A 17,984-nucleotide genomic window follows, 5' to 3' on the forward strand; every position below is an offset into this window, starting at 1 on the left:
CCGGCGAAGCCGGTGCCATCCACCGTGTCGCCTGGTTCGCGGGCTTGCCCGCTCCCACAGAGGGAGTGCGGCGTGCTTGCGGACTGTGTGGTACCTGTTACTTGCGCAAGACGACCGCATGACGGTCGCCTGGAGTACAAATGTACACTCTCGGATTCTGGCAACAACGTGCCTCGGACCTCTACCTCCCGGCCAATGCACTGATCGACGGCAAGCCCGTCAACGCACAGGACGGCGCCACCTTCGCCGCCATCAACCCCGCCACCAACAAGGTATTGGCCCAGGTCACCGCCTGCGGTCAGGCCGAGGTCGACCTGGCCGTCGCCAGCGCCCGCAGGGCTTTCGAGCAAGGCCCATGGCCGCGCATGGCCCCGGGTGAGCGCAAAAAAGTGCTGCTGCGCCTGGCCGAGCTGATCCTGGCCCATCGCGAAGAACTGGCGTTGCTGGACTCGCTGAACATGGGCAAGCCGGTCATGGACGCCTACAACATCGACGTGCCGGGCTCGGCGCAGGTGTTCGCCTGGTATGGCGAGGCGCTGGACAAGCTGTACGACCAGGTGGCACCCACCGCGCCCAACGCGTTGGCCACCATCACCCGCGAAGCCCTCGGCGTGGTCGCCGCCGTGGTGCCGTGGAACTTCCCGCTCGACATGGCCGCCTGGAAGCTCGCCCCGGCGCTGGCTGCCGGCAACAGCGTGGTGCTCAAGCCCGCCGAGCAATCACCGTTCTCGGCCCTGCGCCTGGCCCAGCTGGCGCTGCAGGCCGGTGTGCCGGAAGGCGTGCTGAACGTGGTGCCGGGCCTGGGCGAGCAGGCCGGGCAGGCACTGGGCCTGCACCCGGACGTTGACTGCCTGGTGTTCACCGGCTCCACCCAGGTGGGCAAGTACTTCATGCAGTATTCGGCCCAGTCCAACCTCAAGCAGGTATGGCTGGAGTGCGGCGGCAAGAGCCCCAACCTGGTGTTCGAAAACTGCCAGGACCTGGACCTGGCTGCGGAAAAGGCGGCATTTGGCATCTTCTTCAACCAGGGCGAAGTGTGCTCGGCCAACTCGCGGCTGTACGTGCAGCGCTCCATCCATGACGAGTTCATCGAGCGCCTGCAGGCCAAGGCCCGCCAGTGGCTGCCAGGCAACCCGCTGGACCCGGCGAGCCGTGCCGGTGCAATTGTCGATGCCGGTCAGGCTGGCCGGATCGAAGCCGCCATCGCCCGCGCCGGGCAGGATGGCGCGCGGTTGGTGTGCGGTGGTCGGCGCCTGACCATCGACGGCTCGGACAATTACATCGAGCCGACCATTTTTGCCGGTGTCGATGGCCGTATGAGCCTGGCGCGGGAAGAGGTATTCGGGCCGGTGCTGGCGGTCAGTGCCTTCGACAGTGAAGAGCAGGCCGTGCGCCTGGCCAACGACAGCATCTATGGGCTGGCGGCGTCGGTGTGGAGCGATGACTTCAACCAGGTGCACCGCGTGGCACGGGCGTTGAAGGCCGGCACCGTGTCGGTGAACACGGTCGATGCGCTGGATGTGACGGTGCCGTTCGGCGGCGGCAGGCAGTCCGGGTTTGGCCGCGACCTGTCGCTGCACTCGTTCGACAAGTATTCGCAGCTCAAGACCACCTGGTACCAGTTGCGCGCCTGATACCCCGAAAGCATACCCAGGACCTGTAGGAGCGGCCTTGTGTCGCGATAGGGCTGCAAAGCAGCCCCAGGGTTTCAGCACAGATGCACAAATTGCCGGGGCTGCTTTGCAGCCCTATCGCGACACAAGGCCGCTCCTACAAGGGCCGGTACTGGCTAGAAGAGCCATGCAAGACTAAATTTCTTCTCTAGCCCGGCAAAAAGCCCGTCCGCCCTCTACACTGCTGCGGGTATCAGCCAAGGCAATGTGCCATACATGGAGTACCTGGGATGGGCTGCGTGTCGAATGGTCGTGCTGCTGGCAACGCCGGACGTGGCATTTCACTGCAGTGGCTGGTGGCACTCGCCATCGTGCTGGGCATGTTGCTGCTCGGCGCCGCCCTGGCCTGGCAGGGCTATCACGGCATTCGTCAGACCTTGGTTGCCGCAGCGGGTGATTCTGCCCAGCAAATAGGCAAGACCATCGACGAGCGCGCCCGGCGCCTGATCGACCCGGTGCACAGCAGTATCCGCCTGCTGGCCCACAACCCAGCCGCGCAAACCCCGGCTCAGCGCCTGGAACGCTTGCCGCAACTGGTCGAGACGCTGGACGCCAACCGCATGCTAAGTGCTGCCTACATGGGTTACCCCAGTGGTGAGTTCCTGCTGGTGCGCCGCTTGCGTGACCCGCAGTTGCTGCAGCGTTTCGCTGCGCCGCCGGGCACGGTATTTCTGGTGCAGAGCGTCAGCCGTGAGGGCGGGGAGGTGCAGGGTGAATGGCGCTTCTACGACCGCTCGCTGAACCTGCTGCAGGCCCAGGCCAAGCCTGAATACCGCTACGATCCGCGCACGCGCCCATGGTTTGTCGAAGCCAGTGCCCAGCCCACCACCGTGCTGACCCACCCCTATGTGTTCTTCACCACCCGCGAGATCGGCCTGACCATGGCCCAGCGCAGCCTCGACGGCGGGGCGGTGATCGGCATGGACGTTTCGGTCGACGACCTGGCCAGTGAGACTCAGGGCCTGCGCATGACCCCCGGCACCGAGATCGTCGTGATCGACGACCAAGGCAGCGTGGTGGCCTACCCGGACCTGCAGCGGGTAATCGTGCACGAAGGGCAGGCCGTGCGCTTGTCGCGCATCGCCGAACTGGGCATCCCCAGCCTGGAGCACCTTTACGCCGACCTGCCGCAAGGCCCCCGGCCGCAGCCTTATCAGGTGGACGGGCAGACCTGGTATGGCATGCGTGTGCAACTGACCAACCTGGCCGGGCAGGACCTGCAGGTGCTGATTGCCGTGCCAGGCCATGAGTTGCTGGCCGGTGCACGCAAGGTACTGCTCGAACAGTTGCTCTGGACCGCTGCCCTGATAAGCGTGCTGCTGGTGCTCGGTGGTGTGCTTGGCCGGCGTATCGGCCGCCCGTTGCGGTTGCTGGCTGAACAGATACAAGGCCTGGCTGGCTTTGATTTCAGCCGCGAAGTCGGGGTGCGCTCGCGGGTATCCGAAGTGCGCGAGCTGAGCCGCGTGCTTAGCCGCATGTCCGGCACCATCCGCAGCTTTCAGGCGATTACCCTCACACTCAGCAGCGAGCGCGACCTGGAACGCATGCTCGACGGTGTGTTGACCCATCTGGTGGAAGCCGCCGGGGGCAGTGCCGGCGTGGTTTACCTGTTCGATGCCGAAAACGCCTTGCTGCGCCTGGCCGCTGCCTGCCATGGCGAGCAGTACCCTGGCGAGCTGGCCGTGGACGAGACTGCCCAGCAGCACCTGGCCACGGCAGTGAGCCAGGCCCTCGGCCTGCATGAGGGCACCCTGGCCTTGGTGCTGAATGACCGCAGCCAGGCGCTGCTGGGCATATTGATCCTGCAACTGGGCGATGGACATGTACACGAGCAGGCAGGCCAGCCGTTGCGCAGCTTTGTCGCGGAACTGTCCGGGGTGGCGGCGGTGGCCATCGAGACGCGCCAGCTGGCCGAAGCCCAGCAACGCCTGCTGGATGCCATGATCAAGTTGCTGGCCGATGCCATCGATGCCAAGAGCCCCTATACCGGTGGCCATTGCGAGCGGGTGCCACAACTGGCGCAGATGCTGCTGGACCAGGCGGTGGCGGCCGAAACCGGCCCCTACGCCAGTTTCAGCATGACCGCGGCTGAACGCTACGAATTCCACGTCGCGGCCTGGCTGCACGACTGTGGCAAGGTCACCAGCCCCGAGTATGTGGTGGACAAGGCGACCAAGCTGGAAACCTTGTACAACCGTATCCACGAGGTGCGCATGCGTTTCGAGGTGCTCTGGCGGGATGCCGAGCTGGCTTATTGGCAAGGCCTGGCCAGCGGTGGCGACCAGCAGGCGCTGCAAGCCACCCTGGTGCGCAGCCAGGCGCAGTTGCAGGACGACTTCGCCTTCGTCGCCCAGGCCAACATCGGCGGCGAGTTCATGCAGGACGCCGACATCGAGCGCCTGCAGCAGATTGGCCAGCGCCTTTGGCAGCGCCATTTCGACAACCGCCTGGGCATCTCCCGTGATGAGCTGGAGCGCTTTGCCGACGTGCCTCCACCTGCGCTACCGGTTGACGAGCCACTGCTGGCCGACCGCCCCGAGCATTGCGTGCCCTGGGGCCCCCGCAAGCCGCCGGTGGCGAAGGACGACCCGCGCAACCGCTGGGGCTTCGACATGCGCCTGCCGGCCTGTGCCAGCAATTACGGCGAGCTGTACAACCTGGCGATCCGCCGCGGCACGCTGAATGACGAGGAACGCTTCAAGATCAACGAACACATCGTGCAGACCATCATCATGCTCAGTTCCTTGCCGTTCCCCCGCCAGCTCAAGCGGGTTCCGGACATCGCTGGCAACCACCACGAGAAAATGGACGGCAGCGGCTACCCGCGCAGGCTGGGCGAGCAGGACCTGGGCATTGCCGAGCGGGTGATGGCGATTGCCGACATCTTCGAGGCGCTGACCGCGGCCGACCGGCCCTACAAGGCGCCGAAGACCTTGTCCGAGTCGGTGAAGATCCTGGTGGGCATGGCCCGCGGCGGGCACATCGACGGCCAGTTGCTGGAGCTGTTCCTCAGCAGCGGGGTGTACCGCCAGTATGCCGAGCGGTTCCTGCGTGCCGAGCAGATCGACGAGGTGGACGTGGCGTACTGGCTGGGGCAGATGCGTTGCCCGGCTTGAGCGAAAAATCAGATTTAGCCCCTTCCTTGTAGGCCATTTCCCAAAGATACTCACGCCGCCTGTTTCCCGTTGCGGCCGCTTTGGCAGCGCTCTAGTCTCGGCGGGTCGCTGCACATCAGCGATCGGCTTTGACAGGCCGCGACGAGATACTTCGCATGGCTTTGCGCTTCATGGTGGCTGTGCATGGGGCACGTTCGCGTGCGCCGGTTCTGGTATCCGCCGGTCTGTCAACCTATGTACAGCTGCCACCTACTTGTTTGACAGCAGGCCGGTAGTGGCCCAACAAATGGATACCAAAGCATGCTGAAAGTTGTCCCCGATCCACCCCACATCCCCCGATTCCTTCGAAGACACTTTGCACCAGGGCATAAGTAATGTGTTGCCTGTTCTGGCCTCTTCGCGGGCACGCCCGCTCCCACAGGATCTTCACCGTACTCAAGAGTTGCACAGTACCTGTGGGAGCGGGCGTGCCCGCGAAAGGGCCAGTGCAAGCAGTCGAGAAATTTCAGGGGATTCACCAATGACCACAGAAGAGACCCAATTTACCGTCGGCAAGACCACCTTCTACCAAGGCGAAAACGGTACTCATCCACTGTTTCGCATCGAGCCCGGCATCCCCTGCCGCGATGCCCGCGAGCAGTCCTCGGAGTTGATGGGCTATGTCCGCGAACTGACCATTACCGGCCTGATGGATGAGAAACCGATGATGATCTGGGCCGCCCATTACCTGAGCGCGATGGCCAAGGCGCTGATGGATGATGCCGAGCTGGGCATGAAGCAGTGAGAGTTGGCCTTCAGGTCGAATGAGGGCCGCAAGGTGTTTGCCGTGGCAGTTTCAGCGCCTGTCAGATCGAGCGCCGCCCGCGCGGCGCTTTGCGGGGCAAGCCCGCTCCCACATTTGTTGCAACGTGCCAAACCTGTCAGGCCATAGTTGCCCGCTTTGTTGGCATGACGATATCTCTCCGTTGGCGCGGCTGCCGCCCCACCTATCTTCAGTCGTGCGCCAAGGCTGACAACCATGGCCTGACAGGCATGGCCACGTTGCAACAAATGTGGGAGCGGGCTTGCCCCGCGAAGCGCCGCGCGGGCGGCGCTCGATCTCACAGGCGCTGCAATCCTTTCGGCATACAGGACAAATCACTCATACTCCCGCACCCCGGCAATATGCCGCCCGGCCACATAGCCAAAGGTCAGCGCCGGGCCCAGGTTGATACCACCCGACGGATACCAGCCTCCAAACACGCTGGCCATGTCGGTACCCGCCGCATACAGGCCAGCAATCGGCTGCCCAGCCTCATCCAGCACCCGGGCATTCCCGTCGGTGCGCAGCCCGGCAAAGGTGCCAAAGCAGCCGGGCTGCACCTTCACCGCATAGAACGGACCATGTTCGATAGGCGCCACGCAAGGGTTTGGCCCCTTGTGCTGCGGGTCACCCTGCTTGCGGTTGAACGGTGTGGAACCTCGGCCGAACGCCGGGTCCTGGCCGTTGCGGGCATGGTTGTTGAAGTCGCTGACCGTGGCGCGCAACCCTACCGGGTCGATGCCGCACGCCTGGGCCAACTGCTCGAGGGTGGCAGCCCGCTTGAGATAGCCGCTACGCAGGTGCGGCCACACCGGCAGTGGCGCCGGGCGGGCGTGGCCCAGGCCGTAGCGGCGCAGGAAACGGTGGTCGCAGACCAGCCACGAACACACCTCTTCGCCCTGTGGCACCGCCGCGACCATCGCTGACACGTAGTCGTAGTAGCCATGCGCTTCGTTGACGAAACGCTTGCCGTTGGCCAGCACGCCGATGATGCCCGGTTTGCCGCGTTCGATGATGTGCGGGAAATGGCCGACGCTGCCGTCGCGGTGCGGCACGCGCGAAACCGGCGCCCAGGCCACCGGCGACTTCAGGTCGGTAGCGACCACGCCGCCGGCCGACTCGCCCAGGCGCAGGCCGTCACCCGAACAACCTTTGGGGGGCAGGGCCAGGTTGTCATGGCCACTGGCATCGCGCGGGAACAGTTGCTGGCGGCGGGCGTTGTCGTTGGGGAAGCCACCCGCCGCAAGCACCACGGCCTTGGCACGGATCAGTTGCTCGCCCTGCGGTGTAGCCACTAGCGCGCCCCGCACCTGGCCATCCTCGACCAGCAGGCGTTTGGCCGGCGCCGATTCCTGCAGGCGCACGCCCAGGTCTTGTGCCGACCTGGCCAGGCGGGCCACCAGCGCCACGCCGTTGACCAGGTGCATCGCCCGGCCGTACCGGGCCAGGTGATACAGGTGGCGGCCAAAGCGTTTGCACACGTGCAGCAAGGCCTTGGGCGAGCGGGTCATGTTGAGGAACGCGGCAAGGTCGGCACCCGCCATTATCGGCATGCCCATGAACGAGGTTTCGCGCATGGTCTTGCGCAGGCGTGGCAGCAGCGCACCCACCTCGCGGGCGTCATAGGGCGCGGCAATCACCTGGTGCCCGCCCTGGGCCGCGCCCGGTGTGTCGCCATGCATGTCGGGGATGCCGTTGCCGTCGGCAAACTGCAGCGCCGTGTGCTTTTCGAAAAACGCCACCATGTGCGGGCAGGCTTCGAGGAAGGCGTCGACGCGTTCGGCGTTGTAATACGCCCCCAGTTCATTGCGAAGGTAGGTACGCGGCTGCTCGATGTCTTCCTCAATGCCAGCCCGGCGTGCCAGCGGGTTGCGCGGCACCCAGGCCCAACCACCGGACCAGGCGGTGGCGCCGCCGAACACTGGCTCCTTCTCCACCACGATCACCTTCTGCCCATGCCAGGCCGCCGTCACGGCCGCAGCCAGCCCGGCGGCACCAGAACCTATGACCAGCACATCGCATTCGGTTTCGTAGGGAGCGGAAGGCATTGCGGGATTCCTGTATTGTTATTGGAACAAGGTTCCACATTCTTATCGGCAGCGAATCGGCCCGCAAGGGTATGGCCGCCCTTCCGGGCAAGTAATGGGCGATAACCGGACAGTTCGTGCCGCCCTTGCTGCGGCGGCTATCGGCGGTGTGGAATCATCTTCTAGAATTCGCAGAAATTTCAGGGACCTGTGTCATGGCTGGTAGTCAGATCGAACGCGCCTTCAGTCTTGTAGAAAGCCTTACCGGTGAGCCGCAAGGGCTGCCGTTGCAAACCCTGGCCGAGCGCCTGGATATCCCCAAGAGCGCCACCCATCGCATGCTCACCGAACTGGTGCGGCTGGGCTATGTGCGGCAGAACCGGGATAACAGCCGCTACCAGCTGTCGGCCAAGCTGGTGGCGCTGGGCTTCCGCTACCTGGCCAGCAGCGGTGCTGACATCATTCAGCCGATTCTCGACCGCCTGGCCCAGGACAGCGGCGAACTGGTGCGCCTTGGCGTGATCGACGGCGCCCGCCAGACCTGGATCGCCAAGTCCCAGGGGGCCCGCTCCGGGCTGCGCTATGACCCGGACATGGGCCGCGACGCGCCGCTGTTCTACACCGCGTCCGGGCATGCCTGGCTGGCCAGCCTGGACGATGAGCAGGCGCTGCAGATGGTATTGCGCCAGGGCATTGCCGACCCGGCGCAGTTCGGCCCGAATGCACCACGCTCCACCGACGAGTTGCTCACCTACCTGCGCCGCGCTCGCGAGCGCGGTTATGCCTGGGTCGAGGAAACCTCGGCCATTGGCACCTCGGCCCTGGCTGCGGTGGTGCGCCGCCCGCAAAGTGACGAGGTGATCGGTGTGCTGAGCATCGCCGGGCCCAGTGCGCGCCTGGCGCAAAGCCGCATGGCAGAACTGGCGCCGCTGTTGCTGGCGGCGGCAGAGGAACTGTCGGCGGCCAGCCGGGCCAGTGAGTTGTTCGCTTGAAGGTGCATTTCCGGTCGATTACCGCACACTCTGTCCTGCGGCTTCTTCTTAAAAGCTGAACCTGGTTCTAAATTGTCGAATGTGGATTGTGGAATCAGATTCCGGAATCCGCATGACAACAATGACAAGAGGACAGGCTGTTGAACGCACCCCTTCGTATTGCCTTGATCGGCGCCGGCAGCATGGGCCGCCAGCATTACCAGCATTTGCTGAATGTGCCGCAGGCCCAGCTGTGCGCTGTGGCCGACCCGGGCCCGCAGGCCGAGGCCTTTGCCGCCGAATGCGGCGTGCCCTGTTTTGCCGACCACCGCCAGATGCTGGAGCACGCGCGCCCCGAGGCAGTGATCGTCGCCAACCCGAACAACCTGCATGTCGCCACCGCCCTGGGCTGCGTCGAGGCCGGTGTACCGGTGCTGGTCGAAAAACCGGTGGGCGTGCACCTGGATGAAGTCCGCGCTCTGGTGGAAGCCTCGCGCCGCCACGATGTGCCGGTGCTGGTCGGCCATCACCGCCGGCATAACCCGCTGATCGCCAAGGCTCACCAGGTGATTGCCGACGGCAAGCTGGGCCGACTGATCAACGTCACCGCGCTGTGGCAGTTGCAAAAGCCCGACAGCTATTTCGACACCCCCTGGCGCCGCGAGCCGGGCGCTGGCTTCCTGCTGACCAACCTGATCCATGACCTCGACCTGCTGCGCCACCTGTGCGGCGAGGTGGTACAGGTGCAGGCATTCACCCGCAACGATGTGCGCGGTTTTGCCAACGAGGACAGCGCCGCGGTGCTACTGCAGTTCGCCAATGGAGCATTGGGCAGCCTGACTGGCTCCGACGCGGTGGCCGCGCCGTGGAGCTGGGAGCTGGACTCCGGCGAAAGCCCGGTCTACCCGCGCCAGGATGGCCAACCGTGCTACCTGCTGGCCGGCACCCAGGGGGCCCTGAGCATTCCGCAACTCAAGCGCTGGCACTACGCCGAGGTCGGGTCGGGCTGGCACACGCCGTTGTTGCAGAGCGAGGAAAGCATCCCCGCCGGCGAGGCATTGACCTTGCAGTTGCAACACTTCGTGCGGGTTGCCCGGGGTGAGCAGGCGCCACTGATCGATGCCGCCGATGGTGGCCGTACCCTGGCGCTGATCGAGGCGATCCGCCAGGCCGCGGAAACTGGCCGGGCCTGTGCGCCCGAGCACATTGCTTGAATTGTCGGGTGACGATAATGACTGAACGAATTTTCTCCCTGGCGGCCCTGACGGTACTCGAGCTGTCCCCGCCGGACATGGTCGAGGCAGCAGCCCGCGCCGGTTACAGCCACGTTGGCCTGCGCCTGGTGCCCGCCACCGAGCAGGAGCAGCATTTCCCGCTGGTGGCCGATGCCGGCCTGCGCCGGCAGACCCAGGCGCGCCTGCGCGATACGGGCATCAAGGTGCTCGACCTGGAGATCCTGAGGCTTAAGCCGGAAACCTGTGTCGCCGATTTCGAGCCGATCCTGGCGGTGGGCGCCGAGCTGGGCGGCACGGAGCTGCTGGTGGCTGGCAACGACCCGGATGAAGCGCGGCTGACCGAGCGCTTTGCTGCGTTGTGTGACCTGGCGGCGGGGTATGGCATTCATCCGCACCTGGAGTTCATGCCCTGGACTGATGTGCGTGACCTGCGCCAGGCCATGCGGGTGGTGGCCAACGCCGACCGCGCCAATGGCTGTGTGCTGGTGGATGCCTTCCACTTCAACCGCTCCGGTTCTTCGCTGGACGATCTGGCGCAACTGGCACCGCAGCGCATGCGCTATGCCCAGCTGTGCGACGTTGCCGGCCCGGTGCCGGCCGAGATGGACGAGATCCTGCGCCAGGCACGTAACGAGCGGCGCTTCCCGGGCGAGGGCGATGCCGATCTGGTCGGCCTGCTGCGCGGTTTGCCGCCAAGTGTGCCGTTGAGCCTGGAGATCCCCACACGGCAGTTGCTGGAACAGGGCATGAGCGGCGAACAGCGTGCGCGCATGGCGCTGGAGAAGGCCATGGCAGTGTTGGCCAGAGTCTGATTGACAGCGCGCGGCGCATGGCACGGGCTACCGCCCGTGTTCGCGGGCACGCCCGCTCCCACAGGTACAGCGACAACCTCGAGAGCAACGCTGTACCTGTGGGAGCTGGCTTGCCGGCGATGAGGCCGGGCAGGCAAATTACTGTTTGCTGACTGGCCAAAAAAAGGGCCCGCAAGGGCCCGTAGAGGAAAATGGTCAGCGCGTTCAGGCGCTCTCGATCTTGCGTGGTGCCATGAAGTACATCCACACCAGCGCCAGGAAGTACATCGCCGGGATCATGGTGAACAACACGGCATAGTTGTTATTGGTAGCGGTCAGCACGCTACCGACGATCTGCGTCATGAACATCCCGCCAATCGCCGCGCACATGCTGCCGAAACCGAACACCGTGCTCACCAGGTGCTTGGGCGTGTAGTCCATCACCAGGCTCCAGATATTCGCCGTCCATGCCTGATGCGCGCCCACCGCCAGCGAGATGGCCGCCACCGCGACCCACAGGCCACTGGCGTTGGCGGCAAAGGTGACGCTGACCATGGTGCAGGCGAAGATCAGCATCGACACCAGCCGCGCGGTGGTCGCGCGCACGCCACGGCCGATCAGCCAGGAAGACAGGATGCCGCCGCCGATGCTGCCGAAGTCCGCCGTCAGCCAGATGATGATCAGCGGGATGCCCATCTGGGTCACGTTGATGCCCAGGCTGTATTGCTGGTTGAGGAACGGTGGCAGCCAGTACAGGTAGAACCAGAACACCGGTGCGGTAATCGCGTAGGCCACCGCGAAGGCCCAGGTGCCACGCAGGCGCAGGATACGGCTGAACGGCATGCGGGTCGGCTCGGGCTCGTTATCCTGCTGGATGTACTCCACCTCGCTCTGGCGCACGCGCGGGTGATCTTCAGGGTTGTAGTACTTCAACACCCACAGCACCACCCACACCAGGCCCAGGCTGCCCATGGCGATGAACGCGGCCTGCCAGCCCCACACGGCCAGAATCAGCGGCAACAGGGCCGGTGTGACCATGGCGCCGACGTTGGTGCCAGCATTGAACAGGCCGGTGGCGATGGCCCGCTCGCCAGCCGGGAACCACAGGCGCACGGTCTTCACGCAGGCCGGGTAGTTGGCGGCCTCGGTCAGGCCGAGGATGAAGCGGCAGACCATGAAGCCAGCGGCCGAGGTGGCCAGGCCGTGAGCGCCGGTGGCCAGGCTCCACAGCAGCACGGCGAAGAAGAACGCGCGCTTCACCCCGACCTTGTCGATCAGCCGGCCCTGCAGCAGGAAGCCGACCGCGTAGCCGACCTGAAACCAGAAGTTGATGTTGGCGTAGTCCATCGCCGTCCAGCTCATTTCCTTGGCCAGGACGGGCTGCATGATGCCGAGCGCGGCACGGTCGATGTAGTTCAGGGTGGTGGCGAAGAACACCAGGGCGAGCATGCCCCAACGGGTCTTGCCGACGCCGAAGGCGCCGCGAAGCTTGTCGCCGATCGAACCCTGGGGCATCCGGGGGGCGGCGGGGGTGATCTTGGAGTGGTTCATAAACTGCTCGATTCTTGAAATTGTATTCAGCTGCGGTGCTGCGAGTACGTGACCGGTTCCCAGGCAGGGGGCACGCAAGGCCGGTGCATGGTGAGCAGTGAAGGCGGCAGCGTCAATTAAAGGGAGGGGCTAGTGTTCGGTTACCGAACGGTTGCGTTGGGCCTGCGGGCGAGGCAAGGGGCGACGTGATTTCAGGTGGTCAAGGTACTCAACGCTCTACCAGCCAGATAACCGAATGTCATCCCCGGCCCCAGGGTGATACCGCCACTCGGGTAGTGCCCGCCCATCACGCTGTGCATGTCGTTGCCCACCGCATACAGCCCGGGGATCGGCCGCGCATTGCGGTCCAGTACCCGGGCCGAGGCATCCGTGCCCAGGCCGGCGAAGGTACCCAGGCTGCCCGGCAACAGTTTCACTGCGTGGAACGGCCCGTGCAGCAGTGGCCGCAGCGACGGATTGGGGGCTTGCGACGGCTCGCCCTGCGCCCGGTTGTAGGCCGATACACCGCGCTGGAATAGCGGGTCTTCACCCCGGGTTGCATGGCGGTTGAAGCCGTCCACCGTGCGCTGCAACTGCTCGACGTCGATCCCGCAGCGCTGCGCCAGTTCCTCCAGCGTGCGACCGCTGTGCAGGTAACCGCAGCGTTGATAGTGACGGGTGGGGAAAGGGAAGGGCTTGGCCCAGCCGATACCATAGCGACGTTGCGCGGCATGGTCGCAGATCAGCCAGGCTTCCGGCGCTTCACCCTGCGGCGTGGCGGCGAACAGTGCGTTCATGAAGTCGTGGTAGCAATCGGCCTCGTTGACGAAGCGCCGGCCATCGCCGCGCACGGCGATGAAGCCGGGCTTGGCGCGATCGATCAAGTGCGGGAAATGGCCGAAACTGCCATCGCTGCGCGGCACCCGCGACACAGGTGCCCAGGCACCTGCATGGGTCGCAGTCGCCTGGACCATGCCACCGGCCTGTTCGCCCAGGCGCAGGCCGTCGCCGCTGTTTTCCCTGGGGGCTGCGGAGTAATGCTGGGTACCGTCCGGCGCATGCGGCATCAGGTGCGCGATACGCTGGCGATCATGTGCAAAGCCACCGCAGGCCAGCACCACACCGCGGCGGGCGTGGATCATCTGGCCGTCGGCAAACTGTGCGCCGCTGACCCGGCCTTCGACCAGCAGGCGGCTGGCCGGCTTGTCGGTCAGTAGCGTCACGCCCAGGTCCAGGGCGCTGCGCAGCAGCCGTGCCACCAGGGCGTTGCCATTGACCAGTTGCAGGCCGCGGCGGTGCAGCAGCAGGTCGCGGCCATGGCGCAGCAGGCGTTTGCCTACATGCAGCGCGGCCGTGGGCGAGCGCTTGGCGTTGAAGAAGGCGGCCATGTCGGCGCCGCCGGCAATGCCCATGCCGGCCAGGCTGACGATGTCCAGCGGTGGGCGCAGCTTGTGCAGCCAGGGCCCGAGCAGGCGCCCGTCGTATGGCAGGGCGCACAGCGAACGACCACCGCGCGTGCTGCCATCGCCTTCGCGCATGTCGGGCATGCGGCTGCCGCACTGGAACTGCACGGCGGTGTGTTGCTGGAAGAACGCCACCATCTCCGGGCCATGGTGCAGGAAGGCGCGCTGGCGCGGGTCCAGTTCGCTGACGAGGGTTTGCCCGCGCAGGTAGCGCTCCGGGGCATCGTCTGTCTCGACGATGCCTTCGGCAATGGCCAGCGGGTTGCGCGGTATCCACAGCCAGCCCCCCGACCAGGCACTGGTGCCGCCCAGTTGGCTGGCTTTTTCCGCGACGATCACCTGCTGGCCGTGATGGGCGGCAGTAACGGCGGCAGCCAGGCCAGAGGCACCGGAGCCGATGACAAGTACGTCACATTCGAGGGGTTGCATCGTGGGGTTCCGCTCAGGCATTGGAGGAAGGTTTTAGTTTTACTGCAGCGGCGAAAAGCCGGTGGGCCGCAGCATTCGCGACTGCAAGCGCAGCACCGCGCCCAGTTCGCGATTGCGCCTTGAGAACTCTGCCCAACGGGGGTCCGCTGCCATGGCTGCGCGGCGTGCCATGCGTTCGTCGAGGCTGGCATAGCCCCAGATATGCACCACCTGGTTGACCTCGCCGAACTCGCTGGTGAAAAAGCCGACCAGGTTACCGAGATGCTCGCTTTGCACCTCCAGCGAGTGGCTTTGGTACAGGCTCAGCCAGTCGGCCATTTTCAGTGGGTCGAGGGTGTAGGTTCTCAGTTCGTAGTACATGCTGGGGTCTCCATTTGGGTGGTTGGCGCCTGCAGGCGCGCGGCGATGTGGTTGGCAGCGAGCCAGCCGAAGGTGAGGGCAGGGCCCAGGGTGATACCGGGGCCGGGGTAGGTGCCTTTCATCAGCGAGTTCATGTCGTTGCCGACTGCATACAGCCCGGCAATCGGCTGGCCATCGCGGTTCAGCACGTTGGCCTGGGCGTTGGTCACCAGGCCGCGGGCTGAGCCAAGGTCGCCGGTGTGGATGCGGATGGCGTAGAACGGGCCGCTGGTCAGCGGCGCCAGGCATGGGTTGGGCGTGTGTTGCGGGTCGCCCATGTAGCGGTTGTAGCTGTTGCCGCCTTTGCCGAACGCGCGGTCGATGCCGTTGCGGGCGTCGGCGTTGAACTGCTCCAGGGTCTGCATGAATACCTGTGGGTCGACACCAATGGTCTTGGCCAGTGCCTGCGCTGTTGCGGCGCGGTGCAGGTAGCCGGCATGGATCAACGCCTGGTTGTCCACCGGCTTTGGCCGTGCCAGGCCCAGGCCGTAGCGGTTCATCGCTTCGGCATCGCAGACCAGCCAGCAGCTGGCGATGCCTTTGGCGAACATGGTCTGCACGAAGTGGTGGTAGGAATCGGACTCGTTGACGAAGCGTCGCCCGTCCGGGCCCACCGCGATCACCCCTGGCTTGGCGCGGTCGGTGACCAGGTGCGGGAAGCGCTCACGCTCGCCACTGGCATGGCGCAGTTCCGAAACCGGTGCCCAGAAGAAGTTGGCCACCAGGCCCTCACCCTGGGCTGCGGCCACGGCTTGGCCAAGGCGCAGGGCAGCGCCGTCATTTGTGGGCGGTGACATGGTCAGGTGCGGCGCCTGCCGGGCCGGCCGGTAGCTGTCGGCGAGCGCGCCTGCAGCGAACCCGCCCATGGCGCACACCACACCGCCCCGGGCCAGCACCCGTTCACGGCGCCCTTCGCGTTGCACCACCACGCCGGTGACCACGCCGCGTTCGACGATCAGCTCCAGGGCTTCGCTGCGCAACCACAGCTGCGTGCCATGGGCGAAGGCGCTGCTGGCCAGGCGGGCGATCAAGGCGTTGCCGGTGGTAAGGCGGGTGCCACGCGGATGATGCAGGCGGTCCCGCGCGTAACGCGCCATCAGCTTGAGGCGATGCCACAGCGACCGGGGCGAGCGGCGAATACTGAGAAAGTGCTGGATATCCACGCGGTTGACCATCATGCCGCCGAACAGCAACATGCCGGGCGGCGGCATCTGCAGGTCCTTGAAGTGCGAGCCGAGCTGCCTGCCGTCGTACTCGACCATCTCCAGCGCCCGGCCAAACTGGGTGGCACCGGGGGCGTCCGGGTAGTAGTCCGGCGAATGCGGGCGCAGGGCGTAGCGCAGTTCGGTGTTCTGCTCCAGCCAGCGCAGCGCCTGGTGGCCATGCTCGATGAAGGCGTCGACCAGCGCGGGGGCATAGCCGTCGCCGATGACCTGCCTGAGGTAGGTGCGAATGGCCTCGGGGGAATCCACCGCACCAGCGGCGCGGGCTTGATCAGTACCATAGAGCCACACCGCCCCACCGGAAATTGCCGAGGTACCGCCAAAGTGCTCGGCCTTTTCCACCACCAGCACTTTCAGCCCCCGGCGGGCGGCGGTGGCGGCAGCGGTAAGGCCACCGGCGCCGCTGCCCAGCACGACCAGGTCAAAGTTGTGTTGCGTATGTTCATGTGTCGGCATGGCTTCAGATCTCCAGCGGCGTGACGCCCATGAAGGCGCCCAGGTGGCCGAGTTGGGCGAAGGCCATTTCCGGGCCGGTCTGGACCGCGCAGCCTGCCTGGCGTGCCCGTTTCAGCAGCGGGGTGATCTCGGGTGAGGTGACCACATCGGCGACCAGGGTTTCGGGTTGCAAGGTGGCGAGCAGGGCGGCAGGCAGTGGCAGTTCCGCGCTACCGCCCATGCCGACAGGGGAGGCGTTGACCAGCAGGTCGAAGCCTTCCAGCCCGTCGACCCGGGTGGCGATTTCGACCGTGGGGAAGGCATTGCCGAGCAGCTCGCACACAGCGCCCATGCGCGCCGTGCTGGGGTCGCTGAGGGTGACGCTGGCGATGCCGGCCTCGCCCAGTGCATAGGCAATGGCACTGCCGACCCCGCCGCAACCGATTACCAACGCACGCTTGCCGGCCGGCTCGAAGCCATGTTTGCGTGCAGCACCGAGGAAGCCGGCGCCGTCCACGTTGTCGCCCAGCAGTCGCCCGTCACGCTCTCGGCGAATCACATTGACCGAGCCCAGCGCGGCTGCGCGCTCGCTCAGGCTATCAAGGCGGCTGGCCAGGGCCTGCTTGTACGGCACGGTGACCACGCAACCGCGCAGGTTCTGCCAGCCACGCAGAGTGCCGGCAAAGGCATTCAGCGCGGTCTCCTGCAGGTCGATGGGCAGCATGGCGAGGTTGCAGTTGTTGTTGGCGAACCAGGTGTTGAAGTTTTCGGGGGACTTCACCTGGGCAATGGGCGAACCGACGATGGCGACCAGTTCAGTCGAACCACGAATCATGCTGACCTCCTTATTGGCGTTGTTATGCAGGCCAAGGGTGAGGCAAGGGGGCGTGGGCAACAATGCGCTGATCGGGCGTTTAATGCGATAATCGCATCATTGATCCGGTTATCGCGGTAATCGGCTGTTTTTGCCCTGCTTGCGAGTCGAATAGATGAACACCCCCGCTATCCACCCCCGTGACCTGATCGCCGGCTTGCAGAAGGGCCTGGCGCTGATGCAGCTGTTCAGCGCCGAGCAGCCGCGCCTTAGCGTGCCGCAGGCGGCCAGGTTGTCCGGCCTTACCCCCAGTGCCGCGCGGCGGTTTCTGTTGACCTTGGTGCACGAAGGGTTTGCCGAAACCGACAGCCGTGAGTACTGGCTTACGCCCAAGGCGCTGCGCCTCGGCCAGGCGTATGTGGATTCGGCGCAACTACCGCGCATGCTGCGGCCGATAGTCGAGCAGGTGGCGCGGCAGACGCAGGAGCATGTGTCGGTGGGTACCCGTGATGGTGACGAGATCATCCATCTGGTACGCAGCCGCTACAGCCATGTGTCCTCGTTGTCGATCCGGCCGGGTTCGCGGGTGCCGATGTATTGCACTGCCGGCGGGCGCGTCTGGCTGGCCTGGCTGGATGAGGGGGAGCGGGATGCCTACTTTGCGCGTAACCCGCTGCGAGGGTTGACGCCTTATACACAGACGGACCGGTTGCAACTGGAGGCGGAGTTGCTGCGGGTGAGGGAGCAAAGGTTCTGTATCGTGGACCAGGAGTATGAAGTCGGCATGCGCGTGCTGGGTGTGCCACTTCTGGACCGGGCTGGCCGGCTGAAGGCGACATTGACCATCACCACCCATGCTTCGCGGTTGAGTGTGGATGAAATACGCTTGCGGTATCTGCCGACCTTGTATGAGGCCCAGGCGTTGTTGCGGCCGGTGCTGGATTGAGGCGGTATGGTTCGGGAATCGTGCTGCCGTCTTCGCGGGTAAACCCGCTCTCATAGAACAACACATGACTCATTGGTTTAGTGAGGTTCTGTAGGAGCAGCCTTGTGCTGCGAAGAGGCCGGTACTGACA

The 17,984-nt window shown here is 65.3% G+C and carries 13 protein-coding genes; 7 read left to right on the forward strand and 6 right to left on the reverse strand.

Annotation, left to right across the window (positions count from 1 at the left end; all coding sequences use genetic code 11):
* Positions 1-140: 140 nt before the first annotated feature.
* From CAG18_RS22695 to CAG18_RS22710, 3 genes are all read left to right on the forward strand, one after another.
* Positions 141-1,634 (forward strand): aldehyde dehydrogenase, encoded by a 1,494-nt coding sequence (locus tag CAG18_RS22695; RefSeq protein WP_085721593.1) that lies wholly within the window; start codon positions 141-143, stop codon positions 1,632-1,634.
* Between the two features lie 269 nt (positions 1,635-1,903).
* On the forward strand, positions 1,904-4,789 hold the full coding sequence (locus CAG18_RS22705; RefSeq protein WP_085721594.1) for an HD domain-containing phosphohydrolase: 2,886 nt from the start codon (positions 1,904-1,906) through the stop codon (positions 4,787-4,789).
* A gap of 520 nt (positions 4,790-5,309) precedes the next feature.
* The gene (locus tag CAG18_RS22710; RefSeq protein WP_085721595.1) at positions 5,310-5,573 is read left to right on the forward strand and encodes a DUF3077 domain-containing protein; all 264 of its coding nucleotides are present in this window, start codon (positions 5,310-5,312) and stop codon (positions 5,571-5,573) included.
* A 353-nt stretch (positions 5,574-5,926) separates the two neighbouring features.
* Here CAG18_RS22710 and CAG18_RS22715 read toward each other — a convergent pair whose 3' ends face one another.
* Positions 5,927-7,639 carry an FAD-dependent oxidoreductase gene (locus tag CAG18_RS22715; protein WP_085721596.1) on the reverse strand — a complete coding sequence of 571 codons (1,713 nt, stop codon included), beginning with the start codon at positions 7,637-7,639 and terminating at the stop codon, positions 5,927-5,929.
* A gap of 194 nt (positions 7,640-7,833) precedes the next feature.
* Here CAG18_RS22715 and CAG18_RS22720 point away from each other — a divergent pair, with 194 nt between their 5' ends.
* From CAG18_RS22720 to CAG18_RS22730, 3 genes are all read left to right on the forward strand, one after another.
* Positions 7,834-8,610, forward strand: coding sequence for an IclR family transcriptional regulator (locus CAG18_RS22720; protein ID WP_015269988.1), 777 nt, complete (start codon positions 7,834-7,836; stop codon positions 8,608-8,610).
* Positions 8,611-8,750: 140 nt separating this feature from the next.
* Positions 8,751-9,803, forward strand: coding sequence for a Gfo/Idh/MocA family protein (locus CAG18_RS22725; protein ID WP_015269989.1), 1,053 nt, complete (start codon positions 8,751-8,753; stop codon positions 9,801-9,803).
* 17 nt (positions 9,804-9,820) lie between these two features.
* Complete coding sequence (locus CAG18_RS22730; protein ID WP_054571863.1) at positions 9,821-10,636, forward strand: sugar phosphate isomerase/epimerase; 816 nt, start codon at positions 9,821-9,823, stop codon at positions 10,634-10,636.
* Positions 10,637-10,840: 204 nt separating this feature from the next.
* Here the strand turns inward: CAG18_RS22730 and CAG18_RS22735 are convergent, their stop codons facing one another.
* The 5 genes from CAG18_RS22735 to CAG18_RS22755 all read right to left on the reverse strand — a co-directional run bounded on the left by CAG18_RS22735 (position 10,841) and on the right by CAG18_RS22755 (position 16,929).
* Positions 10,841-12,166: an MFS transporter gene (locus CAG18_RS22735; protein ID WP_085721597.1), complete on the reverse strand. Its 1,326-nt coding sequence runs from the start codon at positions 12,164-12,166 to the stop codon at positions 10,841-10,843.
* Between the two features lie 191 nt (positions 12,167-12,357).
* The gene (locus tag CAG18_RS22740) at positions 12,358-14,037 is read right to left on the reverse strand and encodes an FAD-dependent oxidoreductase (RefSeq protein ID WP_085721598.1); all 1,680 of its coding nucleotides are present in this window, start codon (positions 14,035-14,037) and stop codon (positions 12,358-12,360) included.
* Between the two features lie 39 nt (positions 14,038-14,076).
* Entirely contained in the window at positions 14,077-14,397 is a 321-nt protein-coding gene (locus CAG18_RS22745) for an NIPSNAP family protein (protein ID WP_085721599.1), read from the reverse strand.
* The gene (locus tag CAG18_RS22750; protein ID WP_085721600.1) at positions 14,382-16,115 is read right to left on the reverse strand and encodes an FAD-dependent oxidoreductase; all 1,734 of its coding nucleotides are present in this window, start codon (positions 16,113-16,115) and stop codon (positions 14,382-14,384) included. Before CAG18_RS22750 ends, CAG18_RS22745 begins: the two co-directional genes overlap by 16 nt.
* A 4-nt stretch (positions 16,116-16,119) precedes the next feature.
* Positions 16,120-16,929, reverse strand: a complete 810-nt coding sequence (locus tag CAG18_RS22755; protein WP_085721601.1) for a shikimate dehydrogenase — start codon at positions 16,927-16,929, stop codon at positions 16,120-16,122.
* Positions 16,930-17,083: 154 nt separating this feature from the next.
* Between CAG18_RS22755 and CAG18_RS22760 the strand changes: the two genes are divergently transcribed.
* Positions 17,084-17,854: an IclR family transcriptional regulator C-terminal domain-containing protein gene (locus CAG18_RS22760; protein ID WP_085721602.1), complete on the forward strand. Its 771-nt coding sequence runs from the start codon at positions 17,084-17,086 to the stop codon at positions 17,852-17,854.
* The last annotated feature ends 130 nt before the right edge of the window (positions 17,855-17,984 follow it).

Origin of the sequence: Pseudomonas sp. B22(2017), from assembly GCF_002113105.1 — a bacterium.
In the GTDB taxonomy this organism is placed as follows: domain Bacteria; phylum Pseudomonadota; class Gammaproteobacteria; order Pseudomonadales; family Pseudomonadaceae; genus Aquipseudomonas; species Aquipseudomonas asiatica.